The 17,837-nt window shown below is 50.1% G+C and carries 14 protein-coding genes; 1 reads left to right on the top strand and 13 read right to left on the bottom strand.

Annotated features, from left to right (window positions below; translation table 11 throughout):
* The first annotated feature begins 82 nt into the window (after window positions 1-82).
* Window positions 83-1,834, top strand: a complete 1,752-nt coding sequence (locus tag A5320_RS03065) for a potassium/proton antiporter (RefSeq protein WP_068060761.1) — start codon at window positions 83-85, stop codon at window positions 1,832-1,834.
* Between the two features lie 89 nt (window positions 1,835-1,923).
* Here the strand turns inward: A5320_RS03065 and A5320_RS03060 are convergent, their stop codons facing one another.
* From A5320_RS03060 to prmA, 13 genes are all read right to left on the bottom strand, one after another.
* The gene (locus A5320_RS03060) at window positions 1,924-2,775 is read right to left on the bottom strand and encodes a hypothetical protein (protein ID WP_068060758.1); all 852 of its coding nucleotides are present in this window, start codon (window positions 2,773-2,775) and stop codon (window positions 1,924-1,926) included.
* A 38-nt stretch (window positions 2,776-2,813) separates the two neighbouring features.
* Window positions 2,814-3,659, bottom strand: a complete 846-nt coding sequence (locus A5320_RS03055; RefSeq protein WP_068060757.1) for a hypothetical protein — start codon at window positions 3,657-3,659, stop codon at window positions 2,814-2,816.
* A 38-nt stretch (window positions 3,660-3,697) separates the two neighbouring features.
* Window positions 3,698-4,543 (bottom strand): hypothetical protein, encoded by an 846-nt coding sequence (locus A5320_RS03050; protein ID WP_068060756.1) that lies wholly within the window; start codon window positions 4,541-4,543, stop codon window positions 3,698-3,700.
* Window positions 4,544-4,600: 57 nt separating this feature from the next.
* Entirely contained in the window at window positions 4,601-7,774 is a 3,174-nt protein-coding gene (locus A5320_RS03045) for a transglutaminase domain-containing protein (RefSeq protein ID WP_068060753.1), read from the bottom strand.
* Between the two features lie 596 nt (window positions 7,775-8,370).
* Window positions 8,371-9,957: a bifunctional phosphoribosylaminoimidazolecarboxamide formyltransferase/IMP cyclohydrolase gene (gene purH / locus A5320_RS03040; protein WP_068060751.1), complete on the bottom strand. Its 1,587-nt coding sequence runs from the start codon at window positions 9,955-9,957 to the stop codon at window positions 8,371-8,373.
* 219 nt (window positions 9,958-10,176) lie between these two features.
* Entirely contained in the window at window positions 10,177-10,467 is a 291-nt protein-coding gene (gene fis / locus A5320_RS03035; protein WP_068060747.1) for a DNA-binding transcriptional regulator Fis, read from the bottom strand.
* A gap of 17 nt (window positions 10,468-10,484) precedes the next feature.
* Entirely contained in the window at window positions 10,485-11,456 is a 972-nt protein-coding gene (gene dusB / locus A5320_RS03030) for a tRNA dihydrouridine synthase DusB (RefSeq protein ID WP_082971497.1), read from the bottom strand.
* Between the two features lie 369 nt (window positions 11,457-11,825).
* Window positions 11,826-13,094 (bottom strand): hypothetical protein, encoded by a 1,269-nt coding sequence (locus A5320_RS03025; RefSeq protein WP_068060744.1) that lies wholly within the window; start codon window positions 13,092-13,094, stop codon window positions 11,826-11,828.
* Window positions 13,095-13,260: 166 nt separating this feature from the next.
* Window positions 13,261-13,917, bottom strand: coding sequence for a hypothetical protein (locus A5320_RS03020; protein WP_068060742.1), 657 nt, complete (start codon window positions 13,915-13,917; stop codon window positions 13,261-13,263).
* A 10-nt stretch (window positions 13,918-13,927) separates the two neighbouring features.
* Window positions 13,928-14,668: a LytR/AlgR family response regulator transcription factor gene (locus A5320_RS03015; RefSeq protein WP_068060738.1), complete on the bottom strand. Its 741-nt coding sequence runs from the start codon at window positions 14,666-14,668 to the stop codon at window positions 13,928-13,930.
* The gene (locus A5320_RS03010) at window positions 14,646-15,797 is read right to left on the bottom strand and encodes a sensor histidine kinase (protein ID WP_068060735.1); all 1,152 of its coding nucleotides are present in this window, start codon (window positions 15,795-15,797) and stop codon (window positions 14,646-14,648) included. The genes A5320_RS03015 and A5320_RS03010 overlap by 23 nt, the downstream gene beginning before the upstream one ends.
* A gap of 66 nt (window positions 15,798-15,863) precedes the next feature.
* Window positions 15,864-16,682, bottom strand: coding sequence for a MipA/OmpV family protein (locus tag A5320_RS03005; protein WP_068060733.1), 819 nt, complete (start codon window positions 16,680-16,682; stop codon window positions 15,864-15,866).
* A gap of 130 nt (window positions 16,683-16,812) precedes the next feature.
* On the bottom strand, window positions 16,813-17,694 hold the full coding sequence (prmA, locus tag A5320_RS03000; RefSeq protein ID WP_068060730.1) for a 50S ribosomal protein L11 methyltransferase: 882 nt from the start codon (window positions 17,692-17,694) through the stop codon (window positions 16,813-16,815).
* Between the last annotated feature and the right edge of the window lie 143 nt (window positions 17,695-17,837).

Here is a 17,837-nt window from a genome sequence, read left to right as displayed (position 1 = left end):
TTGAAATTGGTAGTTTGTGGCTATATTTTAATAGCTCAGCTGTTTTTAAGCAGCCAGTCAGAGCTGGTGCAGGAGGTCAACATTGGATGCAAGTTCCATTAATCACTTATTGCTGATTGGCGCGATTTTAGTCGCGGCCAGCATTATGGTGAGTTCAGTGGCCAATAAAATTGGCGTGCCTATCCTGGTGATATTTTTATCTGTTGGCATGCTCGCCGGTATTGATGGTCCTGGCGGTATTGCGTTTGACGACTATTCGCTGGCCTATATGGTCAGCAACTTAGCGTTGGCGGTCATTCTGCTCGATGGCGGTATGCGCACCAATGCCCGTAGTTTTCGAGTGGCACTGACTCCATCGTTGTCACTGGCAACCCTGGGGGTGTTGATTACTGCTGGTTTAACCGGTGTTGCGGCGGCCTGGCTGTTTAACCTCGAATTACTGGAAGGTTTGTTGATCGGCGCTATTGTCGGTTCTACCGATGCGGCCGTGGTATTTAATTTGCTGAACGGCAAAGGCCTGAACGAGCGGGTCGGCGCCACGCTGGAAATTGAGTCGGGCAGTAACGACCCGATGGCGATGTTTTTAACCGTTACCTTAATAGCGATGCTGGCAAGCGGCCAGACGTCGTTTGAATGGTCGGTGTTGGTCAGCCTGGTCGAACAATTTGGCATCGGTATTTTACTTGGATTAGCCGGTGGCTGGGTGCTGCTGAAGCTCATCAACTCTATTCACATCGCTGATGGTTTGTACCCATTACTGGCCGTCAGTGGCGGTATTATTTTATATGCCTTGTCCGGTGCTGTGGGTGGCAGCGGTATTTTGAGTGTGTATGTCTGTGGTCTGGTGCTTGGTAACCAAGCGATTCGTAACCGTCACGGTATTTTGCATATGTTTGATGGTTTGGCCTGGCTGAGCCAGATTGGCATGTTCCTGGTGCTGGGTTTACTGCTGACGCCCAGTGAGTTGTTGCCGATTGCGGTACCGGCGCTGCTGTTGTCGTTGTGGATGATTTTATTTGCGCGGCCGTTGTCGGTGTTTATTGGTCTGCTGCCGTTTCGTGGTTTTAGCTTTAAAGAACGCGCATTTATTTCCTGGGTTGGATTACGGGGGGCGGTGCCGGTGATCCTGGCGGTGTTTCCGCTGATGGCGGGCCTGCCCAATGCGCAGCTGTTTTTTAATGTGGCGTTTTTTATTGTGTTGGTGTCGTTGTTGCTTCAAGGCACTACTTTGGGCTTTGCCGCACGTAAGGCCAAAGTGGTGGTACCGCCGATGCCATCACCCATTTCCCGCGCTGGTATTGAAATTCAGCTGGCGAGCCAGTGGGAAATTTTCGTTTACCGCCTGAACGAAGACAAATGGTGCATTGGCAGTGAACTGCGCAGCCTGAATATGCCGGACAAAACCCGCATCGTGGCTTTGTTTCGCGACAATGTACTGCTGCATCCATCGGGAAGTTCCAGACTGATGGCGGGTGACATTTTGTGTATTATCGGCCACGACGCAGATTTGCCGGTGCTTGGCCGGATGTTCAGCGAGACACCACAACGTAATTTCGACTTTGAATTTTTTGGCGACTTTATGCTGGATGGCGCCGCCAAACTCGATGATTTAGCTATGTTTTATACACTGGATCTCACTGAATGTGGCGACTGTGTGCAGCTGAACGAATTTATCGCACAAAAACACGGCGGCAAGTTAGTCGTCGGCGATACCGTGTTATGGTCAGAGATGATTTGGACAGTGGCAGAGTTGCAGGACGGTGACATCAGCCGGGTTGGGGTGCGTCCGGTAACACCGGCAGGGGCGGACACGCTGTTTGATGCAGCAAGCTAATGAAATTTAAAGGTAAGACGCCCTTTATACTCTCAGCCGGTACTGTATTTTATCTTGTATGGAAATTTGGGTTTGCATAACAATCCTATTTATCGAGCTCCCGCCAGCCGTTGCTGTTGCCAGGCACTCAGCAGATAGTCCGGCACAAAATCAACCGGCAGCACAAAACGGCAACTGGGTGCTAGTTCCGGCCGGTGCATTAAATCTTGCGGCATAAGTTTTAGCTGTTGCTGGTTATGCTGCAATAAGGGTTTGATCGAGAGTCCGCGCCATAAAGCACAAATCAATAGCAAGGTGACACTTTGGCAGATAAAACCGCTAAAATCGTTGTAAATAAAACTACCTACTTTGCCGGCTTTTTTATAGTGCCATTGCAGCATCTGATCCATCGCAGTGGCCGCAGCATTGCAGTCTCCCTGTTCAATCGCCTGCAGCGAAGCGACTGTTCCAATCGGGTAATAGGTTTGTTTATACCGCTGCATTTTTTCTAACGGCGCTTGCAATGTTGACCAGGGTATTGGGTGTCCCAGCCATAATGCCGCCAGTGCGCGATAAAATGGCAGATAATATCGATAACACTCTGTTAGCACAGGTTGATTACTTTTACAGATGACGTTTGCCCAACTACTGGCCTCAGCGGCATTACCGGACAACAAGGCATGTTTAAAACAGTTCAGCAGTCCTTTGTAATATTCCCGCTCATTGGTATAACCGGTCGCCATTCGTGCTGACTGCAATGCTTGTTGACGTTGCTGAGCAGCTTCTGCCGACCGTTGCAAAGTATCAAGCAAATATGACCTGGCCAGCAGCAGGTTGGAGTCGCTCATCCAGGCAAAAAATTTTGCATCTGCAACGGCCTGATTTGGGTCAAATTTTAATGTCTGCTCAATAGATGCCAACCGGTATTGCATTTCATCCTGCATGGAGATTTTGGTTTGCATAAAAATCCTTTTTATCGAGCTAAGAGTCCATGCCCTGTTTACCCCACCAGCCGTTGCTGTTGCCAGGCACTCAGCAGATAGTCCGGCACAAAATCAACCGGCAGCACAAAACGGCAACTGGGTGCCAGTTCCGGCCGGTGCATTAAATCGTGCGGCATCAGCTTTAACTGCTGTTGGTGGTGCTGCAATAAGGGTTTGATCGAGAGGCCGCGCCATAAAGCGCAAATCAGTAGCAAAGTGACGCTTTGACAGATAAAACCTTCGTTGCCGTTATACAGATAGCTGCCAACTTTGCGGGCTTTTTGATAATGCCATTGCAGTATCTCGTCCATTGCAATGGCAGCAGCATTGCAGTCTCCGTGCTCAATCGCCTGTAATGCCGCGACTGTTCCGACTGGGTAATAGGTTTTTTTGTACTGTTGTATTTTTTCTAACGGCGCTTGCAGTGTTGACCAGGCAATCGGCTGCCCGAGCCATAATGCCGCCAGTGCACGGTAAAATGGCACATAAAACAAATAATTTTCGATAATAACCGGTTGGGTACTCTTGCTGATAACGTCTGCCAAACTGCTGGCTTCAGCGGCGTCGCCAGCCAGCAGAGCGTGGGTAAAGCAGTTGAGCAGACCAGTATAATATTCAATTTCACTAGCAAAACCAGCCGCATTGCGTGCTGCATGTAAAGCCTGCTGACGCTGCTGCTCTGCTTCAGCTTCTCGCTGTAACGTATTGAGCAAATAAGAGCTGTCAAGCAGCAGGCTAGAAATGCGCATCCAGGCAAAAAATCTGGCATCTGGCACTGCAGTTGCCGGGTCCAGCTCCAAATATAACTCAGCACATTTGAGGCGATAATGAAACTCGTCCTTTATCGAAATAGTGTTTTGCATAAAATCCTTTTTCTACATAGAAGTGTGTTGTTCCCTGGTTACCCCGCCAGCCGCTGTTGTTGCCAGGCACTCAGCAGATAATCCGGCACAAAATCAACCGGCAGCACAAAACGGCAACTGGGTGCCAGTTCCGGCCGATGCATTAAATCGTGCGGCATCAGCTTTAACTGCTGTTGGTGATGCTGCAATAAGGGTTTGATCGAGAGTCCGCGCCATAAAGCGCAAATCAGTAGCAACGTGACACTTTGGCAGATAAAACCGGTAAAACCGTTGTAAATAAAACTACCTACTTTGCCGGCTTTTTTATAATGCCATTGCAGCATCTGGTCCATCGCAGTGGCCGCAGCATTGCAGTCTCCGTGCTCAATCGCCTGTAATGCCGCGACAGTTCCTGCCGGGTAATAGGTTTTTTTATACTGTTGTATTTTTTCTAATGGCGCTTGCAGTGTTGACCAAGCAATCGGCTGCCCGAGCCATAATGCCGCCAGTGCACGGTAAAATGGCACATAAAATAAATAATTTTCGATAATAACCGGCTGGGTACTCTTGCTGATAACCTCTGCCCAACTGCTGGCTTCAGCCGCATTGCCGGACAACAAAGCGTGGGTAAAGCAATTGAGCAAACCTGTGTAATATTCCAGCTCATTGGCATAACCGGTCGCCATTCGTGCTGACTGCAATGCTTGATGACGTTGTTGTGCAGCTTCTTCCGGCTGTTGCAAAGTATTAAGTAAATAAGACCTATCCAGCAACAGGTTGGAATCGCATATCCAGGCAAAAAATTTTGAATCTGCAACCGCCTGATTTGGATCAAATTTTAATGTCTGCTCAATAGATGCCAGCCGGTATTGCATTTCATCCTGCATGGAGATTTTGGTTTGCATAAAAATCCTTTTTTCAAATAGTCAAAAATGCGGCTGCCGGGCAGCCGCTGTGCTGTATTAAGGTTTAATCGGTAACTCAATAATCACGATATGATCAAGCTTGGATTTTGCAGCTGTACCGGCAAATTCAGGATGTTTGCTTAATTTGTCGGTGACGCCAATCCCACGATGTTGATCTGTCACTACCACAACTTGTTTGCGAACTTTACCTGCTTTAAAGGCAATGAGCAGTTCATCTTTTTGTTGTTTTGACATCCCCGGAGTTCTGGCCAGCGCACTATCAGCCGAACCATTCAACTGAGAGCCATACAACCAGGTATCCGTCATCTGTTTATTGGCGCCGGAACCAGCTAAAGACCCCACGCCGAAATTACTGCCGGTGCCGATAAACTTGGATTCAGTAATGACAAAGTTGCCTTGGGCATCTTTGAAAATACTGTCAATACCATGCTGGTTGGGCGTGCCATTACAGAAATAACAGCTCATGCCACGCTGTCTGGTGCTGTAGTCTATCGCAGCTTTTTCACCTAACAAAGCTTTGGTCGGGGTATCAAGCTGACCCGTCGGAATACCGAGATGGCGTAAATAAGCCTGACCATCCTGAACCGCAATATTGTTAAAATTCAAACCATTACGGCTGGCCGTTGTGGCCACTGCATTAAACTGACCGCCCAGTCTGGTACTACTGCTGCTAATATTGTCACTTTGTTTAAACAGATTGGCGAGCGCTTTACTGCTGTCAGGGCCTAAATTGTCATACAACTGTTTGCTGGTGGACTGGCCAATATTGTCAAAATAGGAACTGGCAATTTTGTAGCCTTTTTTACTAACATCAAAAATCGGAACAATGCCGGCGGCGGCTAATGCCACACTGCTGCCACTGCCATTGTTAAAGGTGTAATCCCACATAGTGATGCCGATATTGCGAAGGTCGCCCACCACTAACAAATCAGAGACAAAGGCAGCGCCCTGACTGAGGTTACTGGCGTAAGATGTGTCATAAGCAGTTTTATCAAACTCGCCGTACAGCACACCATTCGCAATCGCACTGATGGCATAACCGACATCCTGCAGCAAGGTGCGGTTGGTTGTCGGTAAATCCATCGGGGTAAAGTTTTGCCGACCACCGGCCTGACCGCCATTGATCATAAAACCGGCCGCACCCGTGGTCGGATCCAGCACGATGTACCCCAGCCCCAGCCATTTACCGACTTTCAGCTGCCGTTGCGGTGTGATCACATGCCGGCCGGCGTTTACCGCCTGTTGCAGACTGTTTTTCAGCTCAGTCGGTAAATCCAGTTGCGGCAATACGGTGGCGGCATTTGCTGTGGTGATACTGTAAATCGGGATTTCGTGATTGGCCGCAAAGCGCAAAAATGACATGGTTGACACCGACGGCCAGCCAGCGGTTTTTTCAAACACCGCATGTTCCAGTGCAGAAGCAGCGTACCCGACAGTTAATAACGTGGCCGCAGCATTAAAACTGCTGTCATTGTTGGCGCTAAACAGGCTGTAGATATTGCGCGGTGCATCAATGCCGCGCTGACCAACTGACATCAGGAACTGGCCCTGACCATTTGGACGCGCGCTCAGATCAATAGATATCAGAGCTTCTGACAGCTGATGGAAAATCACGGCATTGGAACTGGCACTGATGTTATCAATGGCGTTATCCAATTGGCGGAAATACGACATGCCGAGAAAATGTAAATACTCGCCGGCAAAAGCTTCATCCAGCACATTGTTCTGATAGGTATTTTTCAGCTGATTCAGCAGTTCAGCCGAACGTTTTAGTTTTTCGCTGCCGACTTTTTGTGTATCCAGCGCGATGGCATAAATACCGCCGGCGGTAACGTTATGGCTGACACTGTCTTTGCTAGATCCACCTTGCCAGAAAGTGACTTTCATCACCTGGTAACTGCCGACACTGACCGCAGAACCTGTGGCAATCACAGTGCCGGCCAGCCGCAATTGTGGCTTCAGATTAACGCCTTTGTACTGCACGTTTAAAATGCCACCGGCCGCAGCAATTTTGCTTTGATCGGCTGCAGTGGCTGCCACATAGTCAACGGTCAAGCGTTTGGCGGCTACCGCCGGCAGGCTGATTTTATGACTGAACCCCGGCAGTGCTACCTGGATATGCTGGCGCTGGCTGTCGGTTAATTCATCAAAACGGCTGACAGTTCCCTGAATGGTGAATGGCAGTGTTGTAGGCAGAGCATTAACGGTCGTCACGACCACTGTTCTTGGATTAATCGCTTGTGCCGGTGTCAGGGTGGGCTGACCTGCCAGATATTCGGCAGTTCTGCTCATATGCTGGTCCACCACGGTATCGACCAGATCCAGGTTAGGTTCGGCAATCATATCCGGGTTGTTTAACAGACCGTTGCGGTCCAGTTCCCGGTATAAATCGGCCGGATCACTGCCGGCAGCCTGATGCAGATTGCTGCCGCGGCTCAGGCTGTGTGGTTTAAAGCTTGGATCCAGCGACTGCCAGCTGGCGGTCGCCGGCTGATAAAATTCGACCCAGACCCGTTTCAGTTCCAAAGCCACCGGCTTTTTTTGTGCATCCCGATACAACTTCGGGCTATAACCAGCGGTCGCCAGTATATTGGCTGCCCTGGTCAGATCCTGAGTCCCAATCCAGCCGGGCACCTGGGTCGGATCAAACCGGACTGTGGCAGTGGCATAACGTGCCTGGATCCCTGCGGCTCTTAAAGTGGTGATCAGCGCGCTGGCCAAGTCGGTATCATTACCGGCTTTTTGGAAAAAAGTTTCCTGCGCCCCTTTTAACGCTCCGGTGTAAAAAGGTTCAAAAGTGTATTGCTGAATAAAATGCCGGTAAATCGCCAGCGGATCACGATTCAGACTGTCGGCCAGTTGCTGTAGATCCGGAGTAATGACGGTATCAACACTGGAGCTCGAAACTGATTGCCGGACTAACTGATCAACATCCGCTGGCCGTACTGCCGGACTGGGTTGCAGTGGCGCAGCCAGTTCCAGCAGCTGGCGCTCTGCGGTTTTCTGACTGACGGAATTAGGCAACATGCCACTGTCAATAGCGCGTAGCGGTAACAATTCACCGGCAGCAAATTTTTTGGCCTCAAGTTGAGTGGCTTTATCGCTGCTGGCCGCAGCAGGCAACAACTGAGTTGCAGACCAGAGTACAACAGCGAGCGACAACCAGCGACGGCTGCGGTTGTGCGCCCTGAGAGAGAGCAAATTCAACATAAACAACATTCCTTTTGTTAATGAATGACTGCGCAGAGCAGTCCACTGAAGGGTTCAGTGGCTGTTGAAATTAACATCCCAAAGTGGCGGTTTTTTTTTGTTTATTTGATATGAAAATGATATTTACGTTATATTTTTACTGCCTATGTCAACATGGTGATGGAATTTTGCTGCGTAAATGGCCTTCGTGGGGGCAACGGCTGGTCTAGCCTTTTTAGCTGACGACAACTCCTGACAGAAAAGTTATAAACATATTATCTTCGTCAACAAGCCCTGATAGAAGAGCTCCTCGCCGAGCGGACTGAAGATGGTGGCCAGCGGTAAGGTGTTATGGTCAGAGACGATAGGGGCAGTGGCAGAGTTACAGGACGGTGAAATTAGTCGGGTTGGCGTGCGACCAGTCGCATCGGTTGGTGCGGAAACTTTGGTTTAACCAGGTTTTGAATTTGTCGCCAGAAAAGGACATTGGCGGACTGCCTGCGGCGATTCGCGCCCTACGGTTGAACATTCATTGAACAATAGGGCGTACTCGCCACGTCAGCGGCAGGCAGTACGCCAAATTGCAGTGTCAGATACTAAAGCCCCGATACTAAAACTTAGTGCCGGAAATGCCGCACACCGGTAAACACCATCGTCATACCATGCTCGTCAGCAGCGGCAATCACTTCCGCATCGCGCATTGAGCCACCTGGCTGAATAACCGCTTTAATTCCGGCAGCTGCTGCGGCATCAATACCATCGCGGAACGGGAAAAACGCATCCGATGCCATGACAGAACCTTTGACTTCCAGGTTTTCGTCAGCAGCTTTAATGCCAGCGATTTTCGCGCTGTACACACGGCTCATCTGGCCTGCACCGACACCAATGGTCATGGAGTCTTTCGCGTAAACAATGGCGTTGGATTTGACGTATTTCGCGACTTTCCAGCAAAACAGTAAATCACGCAGTTCCTCTTGTGACGGTTGACGTTTGCTGACCACTTTTAAATCGTCCAGTCCAACCATGTTCTGGTCGCGGTCCTGCACTAACACACCGCCATTGACACGTTTAATGTCAAAACCGGTGGTTTTCGCTGACCACTCACCACAAACCAATAATCGTACGTTTGGTTTTTTCGCGATAACATCAGCAGCTTCCGCTGTTGCTGTTGGTGCGATAATCACTTCAACAAACTGACGGCTGACGATGGCTTCGGCGGTGACTGCATCTAACTCGCGGTTAAACGCGATAATGCCGCCAAAGGCTGAGGTTGGGTCAGTTTGGTAAGCACGGTTGTAAGCGCTAAGGATATCGTCGCCAATCGCCACACCACAAGGGTTGGCATGTTTGACGATGACGCAGGCCGGTTCAGCGAATTCTTTCACGCACTCAAGTGCAGCGTCCGTATCAGCGATATTGTTGTACGACAACTCTTTGCCTTGCAGCTGAGTACTGCTTGCAACAGAAGCTTCCTGAATCTGTGCTTCGACATAAAAAGCCGCTTGTTGATGGCTGTTTTCGCCGTAACGTAAATCTTGTTTCTTGACGAACTGGCTGTTAAAGGTGCGCGGGAACTTGCTTGGCGCAGCTTCAGGTGCGTCGTAAGCTGGCAGCATGGCGCCAAAGTAGTTGGCAATCATACCATCGTACTGCGCGGTGTGTTCAAACGCGCTGATCGCTAAGCTAAAGCGGGTCGCGTGCGTCGTGGCGCCTTGGTTAGCCGCCATTTCAGCCAGTACTTTGTCGTAATCTGCAGCGTTCACCACAATAGTAACGTCGGCATGGTTTTTCGCAGCTGCGCGCACCATGGTCGGACCACCGATGTCGATATTTTCTACGGCGTCGGCCAGGGTGCAACCGGCTTTGGCAACGGTGCTGGCAAATGGGTACAGGTTGACGACCACCAGATCAATGGCGTTGATATTGTTTGCCGCCATCACTGCTTCGTCCTGGCCACGGCGGGCTAAGATGCCGCCATGGACTTTGGGATGCAGCGTTTTCACCCGGCCGTCCATAATCTCCGGGTGACCGGTATAGTCTGAGACTTCGATAACAGGAATGTTTTGTTCGGCCAGCAATTTTGCCGTGCCGCCGGTTGATAACAATTCCACCCCTTGGGCAGCTAACGCGCGGGCGAATTCAACAATGCCAGTTTTGTCAGAAACACTTAACAGTGCACGACGGATTGGACGAGCTGAGGTCATATCGGTTCTCTCTCTGTATCAAAGCTTAGGAGCAAGGGATAAAAAATTCGGTTCTAAGTTTTGTGCTGCTGGTTTTGACGGTAACAAGCATAGCCGGAAATTTAGTCAACAAGGTCAAAGGGCAGCACAGGGTTTTTGGAGCGAAAGCATATTTGCCAGGCCCCAGAAACAAAAAAGCACCCGAAGGTGCTTTTTGGCGGGACTCCTCCCGCGGGGGCATTAACTCATGCCGTATTGTTTCAGCTTCTTACGCAGCGTGCCGCGGTTGATGCCCATCAGATTGGCGGCGCGGGTCTGATTTCCGCGGGTATATTTCATTACTTCTTCCAGTAATGGCTTTTCCAGCTCTGACAACACCAGTTCGTACAGGTCTTCTACATCCTGTCCGTTTAACTGTTGCAGGTAGTTCGCCACCGCTTTCTGAACCGCGTTACTTAAAGGCTGCGGTTTTTCTTGAGTCTGTACATGTGCGTTAGTGATAAATGGCGAAGTCACGTTTTGATTAAACATTACCAGGTCTCTTTACGTTAAGTTGCTGCTAGTTGTTCGAAATAATTCCACAAAGCGTCAAGCTGCGTTTGTTGCTGCTCAATGCCGTTAAATTCACTGCGAAACGCGCCTTCGGCATCGTGTTCAGCCAGATACCACCCCACATGTTTGCGGGCGATACGTGGACCAAGCACTTCACCATACAGTTGGTGTAAGCCTTGAACGTGTTCCAGCATAATATCCCTGACCTGCTGTAAGTCAGGTGGTGCCAACAGTTCCCCTGTGGCGAGGTAGTGTACAACTTCCCGAAAAATCCAGGGCCGGCCCTGTGCTGCCCGCCCAATCATGATGGCGTCAGCACCGGTGTAATCCAGCACAAACCTGGCTTTTTGGGGTGAGGTGATGTCACCGTTAGCAATCACCGGGATCGACACTGCCTGTTTAATAACGCGGATGGTGTCGTACTCCGCCTCTCCTTTATACATACAGGCTTTGGTTCGGCCATGAACCGCCAGACATTGAATGCCGTTTTCTTCTGCAATACGCGCAATCTGCACGCCATTACGATTATCGGTGTCCCAGCCGGTCCGAATTTTCAGCGTCACCGGAACTGATACAGCCTTTACCACAGCCTGAATAATTTGCTCAACCAATTCGGGGTACTGTAACAGTGCCGAACCCGCCAGTTTCTTATTCACTTTTTTTGCCGGACATCCCATATTGATGTCGATGATTTGCGCGCCATGTTCAACATTAAACACAGCCGCTTCCGCCATCTGGTCTGGATCACTACCGGCAATTTGTACCGACCGAAGGCCAGACTCGTCACCATGCGTCATCCGATTTAGCGACTTTTCGCTCTGCCACACCAAAGGATTGCTCGACATCATTTCTGATACAGCTAAACCTGCACCAAAACGACGGCAAAGCTCACGAAAAGTATAATCGGTCACGCCAGCCATCGGCGCACAGATCACATTGTTCGATAATTGGTAAGGTCCGATGCGCACCGCTATATCTCTAGGCTCTACCCCGAAGGGGCGCCAAGTTTACGGATTTTTTCCGACAAAGCAAAGGCTATTATTTAAACAAAAGTGCAAATTTAGGGGGCTTTGGTGGGTTGACAATCGCTAAACGGCTGAAAATTAGACTTACTAAAATGCCAAGGCCAGTAAAATAAGGGCAGCTTGCAGCAGATAATTGTATGGCTGTTGTTTTTTTCATCATGCAACTCGTTAACGAGAGTAGAAAAAAGGCACCGGGTGAGCGGTGCCAAACTCATCTCCCAGGAACATGGTGTGATGAAAACCTTGTTATCGGCGACGAATAGCAGGGGCTAAGTGCGATTGTCGCTGATTTCGATTAACTAAAGGCCGCTGTTAAGGTGCTGGTTTGGCAACTCCCAGCCAGGTCATTTTCGCTGGCGTAAAATCAAGTGGCAGGGTGCTGCTGGCCATGGTTTTTAAATCAACCCGATGCAGCTGCTTTTTGGTTGGGTCGGTGATGTAGATGTCATCGTTCTGACTGTTGACGGCAATCACTGGTGGATTTGCTGACTCAAAGCCATTTAGCAACTGTAATGTTGCTTTGATGGCATATCCTGTCGCAACATCCTGCACTACCAGTTTGCCGCTGTTATCCAGCTGCGCCAGATAGTCGCCATCGCCGGAGAAGGCATAAGCCGTTCTGGTGGCTGCGCTGCTCTGGCGCCAGTCAATTTTTTGCATCGTTAACGCCACCGGATCAATCAGATACATATCCTGACCAGCAAAACCGATGGTTTGAGTCAGGGTTTTGTGACCGGTAATGGTGCCAATCCGTCCTGTCATCCCCGCAGGGTTTGGCAATTTAACTGCGCTAAATTCATCGGCTTTTTGCCGAACCACCAACACGCCATCGGTACAGCCGAACAGGCTATAGTCTTTCACCGAATAGCTGCCATGCAGACCGGGGCATTGTTCGGCAAAACGTTCTTTTAACGTAAAGCTATCGCCACTTTGCTTATACCACTCAACTTGGGTTGGTAAGGTGTCGCTAGCCGTTGCCGGGCGATAAGTCGTGATTAAATGTTTGCCACGCGGCTCAGCAGTGCCGTGCATATTCAGCGGTAATTGCAGGCTGGCACTGACTTTGGCCTGAGCAATACTGGCGTCCGTTAGGACACTCACGCTGGATGGCTGCATTGGCGAAGCGACACCATCAAAGAAAATGGCGGTCTGATCTGCGTGCACTTCGTAGTGGGTTGGTGCAGGGCCTTTGAGCACGAAGGTTGATAACTGCGGATTTTGCTGATAGTCATGTAGGTGATCGCCGTGATCTTCCTGCCACACACCACCATCAATAAACCGCACCTGGTTATCGACCCGTTGAAACAACAGGGCATAACGACGATCCGAACTGGCATAAATGCTGTGCATCGGCAACTGCAGATCAAAGCTTCCGATCTGTTTTTTATCTTTAATATCATAAATGTAGACATTGTTACTACCAAAAGCGCTTAACACCAGCCGACCGGCATTTTCGACTTTTGGATGTTCATGCACAGGCTGCGGTTTGCCTTCATTACTGTGCGTAGATGAATCACAGGCGGTTAACGCCAATAGCAGCGCGGCCGTGACCGCAGATTTTGGAAAAGTTTTGCGCAACACTGGAAATCTCCCTGATTTAAAGAGATGTTATATTATAACAATATGTCTGGATTGCAATCCTCTATTTGTTATTTGCGGTGGTTCTGATGATGTTGTCGTTGAACTGCCAACTGGCTTTCGGTAATTGGCAGCGCAACGCTAATATCCGTGACGAAGCGGATGAAGGTTAACTTTGTGTCAGACTGAGCAGTTTGCTTTTATCTACGACCAGCAAAAATGATTGTCCGGCCGTGGCTTGACACACATCCACCACCTGATCATTTAATTTCAGGTCACCCAGACAATGATTCAGACTGAACCAGGCACTTAGCTCGCCTTTTTTCAGCGGTAATCTGACATTGCCGGCCTGAACCAGCACATCATCGGAGGTAGCTAGCAGGCGCATGCGATACACGCCATTTTGCGAATTACTGCTTTTTCTAAACATCGACAACCGCACTTGCGTTCCTTCCTGCCAGGCGACCAGGGTTAAATCTTTGCCAACTTCCGATTTGTGCCGTAAATACTCACTGCCCTGGGCCGTCAGACGGTGGAAAGCCTGTACAGATAATCTCTCGTCAGCCCAATTGTGATCAACTTTAACCTGTTGCTGATCCTGACCTGCTTCGAGCGTACCAACCCGATATTTATGCGCTTTTATATCAGGCGCATCACCATTGCCTTTAAAACTGCCGATGTGAAAGTCAAGCGGTACCTGGCTGGTATTAATCAGCTGTACGTCGGTTCTGCCGTGGACGCCATCCAGTTTAATGGTGTAATCGTCACTGCCACAACCGGTTAACAACGCGGCTGCCAGCACTTGAGTCAAAGCTGTATATTTCATGGTTCCCTCCTTACATGTGTTTGAATTGACTTGCGAATAGTCTGCTTAGCGGTAGTACTTCGGCGCGTTCCCTAAGATGAATATGCTGCCGGCCGAAGATATCTTTTTCGATAAAAGAGATAGCGCGCAAACAGACAATGCAGCTGCGATGGGTTTGGGCGTAAGCCGATGGATCAAGCTGGCCTAATAACTCTTTTAGCGGCGTGCGGATCAGATGTGTTTCCTGCCGTGTTACCAGTTCGGTGTACTTGTCACTGGCCTGAAAGTACAACACTTCGTCCAGTGCGATTAGCCGGATCTGCTGGCCAAGCCCGACATGAAACCAGCGCAATGGGCTGGGTTTGATAGCAGTTTGGATGTCGATGGCCGGTTTCACAGAAACTCTGGCCGACTCACCGCTGTAGCTTTGCCGCAGCCTTTTCAGACAATTCAGTAGCCGGTCGTCGGAGACAGGTTTTAGTAAATAGTCGACAGCGGCTTGTTCAAAAGCCGCGATAGCGTATTCATCATAAGCAGTGACAAAGACCACCTGACAGTCCGGGCAGGCCGCCGCGACTTGCATACCGGTCAATCCCGGCATCCGGATATCCAGGAAGGCGATGTCAATCGACTGCTGTTGGAGCTGCTGTAAGGCGCCAGGGCCACAGTTAGCTGTGGCGACTATCTCCAGTTCCGGCCAGAATAGTTGCAACTTTTCCTGTAAAAATGTCAGCAATAAAGGTTCATCATCAGCGAGCAAGGCGGTTGGCATGGCTTGGCAGCTCCGGTTGGACATCATCAGCGCAAAATGGCAGGTTGAGTTCGGCATGGCAGCCATGCGGTTGTCGGGCATAAAGTTTCAGGCTGGCTTGTCCCTGATAAAGCTGGTGTAGCCGCTGGCGGACATTTTCCAGCCCCAGGCCATTGCCCGGGTTTGGACTGCTGGCTTGCAGACCAGGACCATCGTCACGCACAATAATGCGCAGTCGGCCAGCTTCCAGCAGGCTGAAAATCTGCAGTTGCACCTGAGTTAACGATGGTTCCACGGCATGGCGCAGCGCATTTTCCACCAAGGGTTGCAGTAGCAAAGGCGGAAAGGGCAGTGACCGCAATTTTGCATCAACCTCAATTTGGTAGCTCAATCGGTCTGAAAGACGGATTTTGGCCATCCAAAGTAAATGTTCAATCAATTCAATTTCATCTTGTAACATCACCATCGGCTGGCGGGTGCGTTGTAAGCTGCTGCGTAGGTAACTGTTCAGGTGGAGCATCATTTGCTGGGCCTGTTCTGGCTTGGTGTCGATCAGGCTCTGCACTGTCGCCAGGGTATTAAACAAAAAGTGCGGTTCGATTTGCGCCTGAAGCAGCATCAGCCGCGCCTGATTTTCGCTGGCACAAACTTCTGCCAGCTGGCGTTTATGCTGCTCCAGCCGGATGCGATATTGCTGGCTCTGATAGTGTTGCAGCACAAATGCGGCGGCGATAAAGGTGACCAGCAAGCTGAAGATTAAGCTGCGACTGGCGAGCTCCGGTACTTGCGCATTTAATTGGAAAAAATCTGGGGCGCCCAACCAAGCCGCCAGTTTTAATCCGCTAAACAACCCCGGCAATACCGTTAGCAGTTGAATGCGCAACAAACTGAGTTTTGCTGCGAATAACCACCGCGCACCATGGCTCAGCAACCAGATACAGCAACCGACACAATTTGCCGTCAATAATTGCAAGGCAAAGCTGGTTTGGGTATCCAGGCAATACAGCAGTCCGGCGATAATGCTGTTAATAGCGGACAATTGCAGGAGTTCGCGTCGCCAGTAGCGCCAGTTACTGACAGTCAGCCGGTTTGTCGCCGGAGCCGTCGCCGGGTCGGCTGCAGTTATTGCTGCATTCGGTGTTCGGATCATGCCTGCTCCATTTCTTATTAATTTGTCTTATTTAAGTGACTAAATCATTGCATAACTGAAAATTAATCAGAAGCGGTAATTGGCAACCAGCAACAGCTCAGTGATCCGATCTCGTCCAACCAAGGGGCTAGCCTGAAGTTTTTTATCCAGTTGCTCTGCGCTGAGTGTCGCCAGCAACAGCCACTGTCTGGTTAATGGATAGGTAAATTGCAAAGCGATGGCAGAGTTCACCGCGCCTGGAGCGCTAAAGTAGGGGCGACCGACCGTTAAATCCTGATTGTCAAAATCAACACCATACAGCCGCTGCGCTAATTCTTCATTCAGATAACGGGCTTCCAGCAGCAGTGCCAGATTGGCGCCTCGTTCATGTTGCCAAAGAGGTACTTGCACGCCGGCTTTGGCTTGCAATGCCAACTCTTCATCGTCGAGCTGATGACCGAGCTGGAGTGAAAACCAATGCCATTTCAGGGCGACATTCACCACGGCTTCCGGATCTGGTAGTTGATAGCCGTTAAAAACCGACGCCTGGGAGTACTTTCTACGAGCCTGGGTTTTGGCACCATAACCAAGATCGCGGATGCCGGCGCCAAGTTGCAGTGACAGTTGTTGCGGGAACTGCCAGCGATAGCTGACCAGGTTGCTTTCAGTGGTACCAAACTGCCAGTTGCCATAATGAGCGACAAACAGCGGCAGTAATTGTTGATCGGCTTCAATCTCCAGCCATTGCTGTTGCCTGGCGACCACCACAAAGCCTGCATCAAATAGCCATGATTCTGCCTGTAAACAGCTGCTGAAAAAGCCGGTGGCCAGCACCAAAGACGCTGCAATGCGCTGTTGCCTGGATGATCGGATTAAATCTGTGGTGTAACGGGAAAAAAAGTTCATGGAAGCTCCTTGCAGTAGGTAGTTGCAAGGAGCTTAACGGTGGAGATTCAGTTAGGTTTGACTATCAGATAAAGCGGCAGTGCACAGGATAAACTGCGCTTATGCAGGATGAACAACAGGCGCTATTTAATTACCGCTTTTTACGGGCGCTTAACCGCACCCATTCTTCTTTCACTGCCACCGGGTCGAACTCAAATTCACCGCTGTAGGCATCTATCACCGACTGCGCCTGACTTTCCAGAATACCCGACAAAGCTAACCAGCCACCTGGTGCGACATAAGCGCTGATAATCGTGCTTAACTGGGCCAGTGGGCCGGCCAGAATATTGGCGACGACCACATCTGCTTGTAACGATGGCTGATCTTTGGGTAAATACAGTTCAATCTGCCCGGCAACGCCGTTGCGAGTAGCGTTGGCCAGACTCGCTTCAATGGCTTGTGGGTCAATATCAACCCCAACCACCCGTTTAGCGCCGAGTTTCAGCGCGGCAATGCCCAAAATACCGGAGCCACAGCCAAAATCGACCACAGTGGCGTTAGATAATTCCTGCGCGTCCAGCCATTCCATACAAAGTGCGGTGGTAGGGTGGGTGCCGGTGCCAAAGGCCAGGCCAGGGTCTAGCATGACGTTGACTGCAGTCGGATCCGGAATATCGCGCCAGCTTGGACACACCCACAACCTTTTGCCAAAACGGATCGGGTGGAAGTTGTCCATCCATTCCCGTTCCCAGTCTTTGTCTTCTAACTGTTCCAGCTTGTATTGCACTCCGTTTTTAAACAGGCTGACTTGTTCCAGCTGTTTAATCACTTTATCCATTTTGTGCTCGGCATCAAACAGCCCAACAACGACTGTATTGGCCCAATAAATCACTTCACCTGGCAGCGGTTCATAAATCGGAGTGTCCTGAGCATCAACAAAACTGACGGCTTGGGCGCCCCAGCTCATCAGCATATCGCTGACAGTTTCGGCATGTTTTTCGGTGGTGTGAACGCGCAGTTGGATCCAGGGCATGGTAAAAGTCCGGCAACAAAAATTTCAGCGAGGTTATGGTGAGGGATTTTAACAGCTTTCGGCCTGCTTGGCACCGCAGCGTTGTGCTGGAGCTTTCGAAGGCATGAATTTTCGTTACACCGTTCTTCCCTGTGTGACATAAA

Origin of the sequence: Rheinheimera sp. SA_1, from assembly GCF_001669775.1 — a bacterium.
GTDB lineage: Bacteria > Pseudomonadota > Gammaproteobacteria > Enterobacterales > Alteromonadaceae > Pararheinheimera.
Note: the sequence above shows the minus strand (reverse complement) of the source record. Positions and strands in the feature narration are given on the sequence as shown.

Excerpts from the sequence above, each read along its gene's own strand:
- A5320_RS03020 (WP_068060742.1), bottom strand. The coding sequence starts at position 13,917 with ATGAAATATACAGCTTTGACTCAAGTGCTGGCAGCCGCGTTGTTAACC.
- A5320_RS03050 (WP_068060756.1), bottom strand. The coding sequence starts at position 4,543 with ATGCAAACCAAAATCTCCATGCAGGATGAAATGCAATACCGGCTGGCA.
- A5320_RS03015 (WP_068060738.1), bottom strand. The coding sequence starts at position 14,668 with ATGCCAACCGCCTTGCTCGCTGATGATGAACCTTTATTGCTGACATTT.
- fis (WP_068060747.1), bottom strand. The coding sequence starts at position 10,467 with ATGTTTAATCAAAACGTGACTTCGCCATTTATCACTAACGCACATGTA.
- A5320_RS03005 (WP_068060733.1), bottom strand. The coding sequence starts at position 16,682 with ATGAACTTTTTTTCCCGTTACACCACAGATTTAATCCGATCATCCAGG.
- purH (WP_068060751.1), bottom strand. The coding sequence starts at position 9,957 with ATGACCTCAGCTCGTCCAATCCGTCGTGCACTGTTAAGTGTTTCTGAC.
- A5320_RS03060 (WP_068060758.1), bottom strand. The coding sequence starts at position 2,775 with ATGCAAACCAAAATCTCCATGCAGGATGAAATGCAATACCGGTTGGCA.
- prmA (WP_068060730.1), bottom strand. The coding sequence starts at position 17,694 with ATGCCCTGGATCCAACTGCGCGTTCACACCACCGAAAAACATGCCGAA.
- A5320_RS03055 (WP_068060757.1), bottom strand. The coding sequence starts at position 3,659 with ATGCAAAACACTATTTCGATAAAGGACGAGTTTCATTATCGCCTCAAA.
- A5320_RS03010 (WP_068060735.1), bottom strand. The coding sequence starts at position 15,797 with ATGATCCGAACACCGAATGCAGCAATAACTGCAGCCGACCCGGCGACG.
- A5320_RS03045 (WP_068060753.1), bottom strand. The coding sequence starts at position 7,774 with ATGTTGAATTTGCTCTCTCTCAGGGCGCACAACCGCAGCCGTCGCTGG.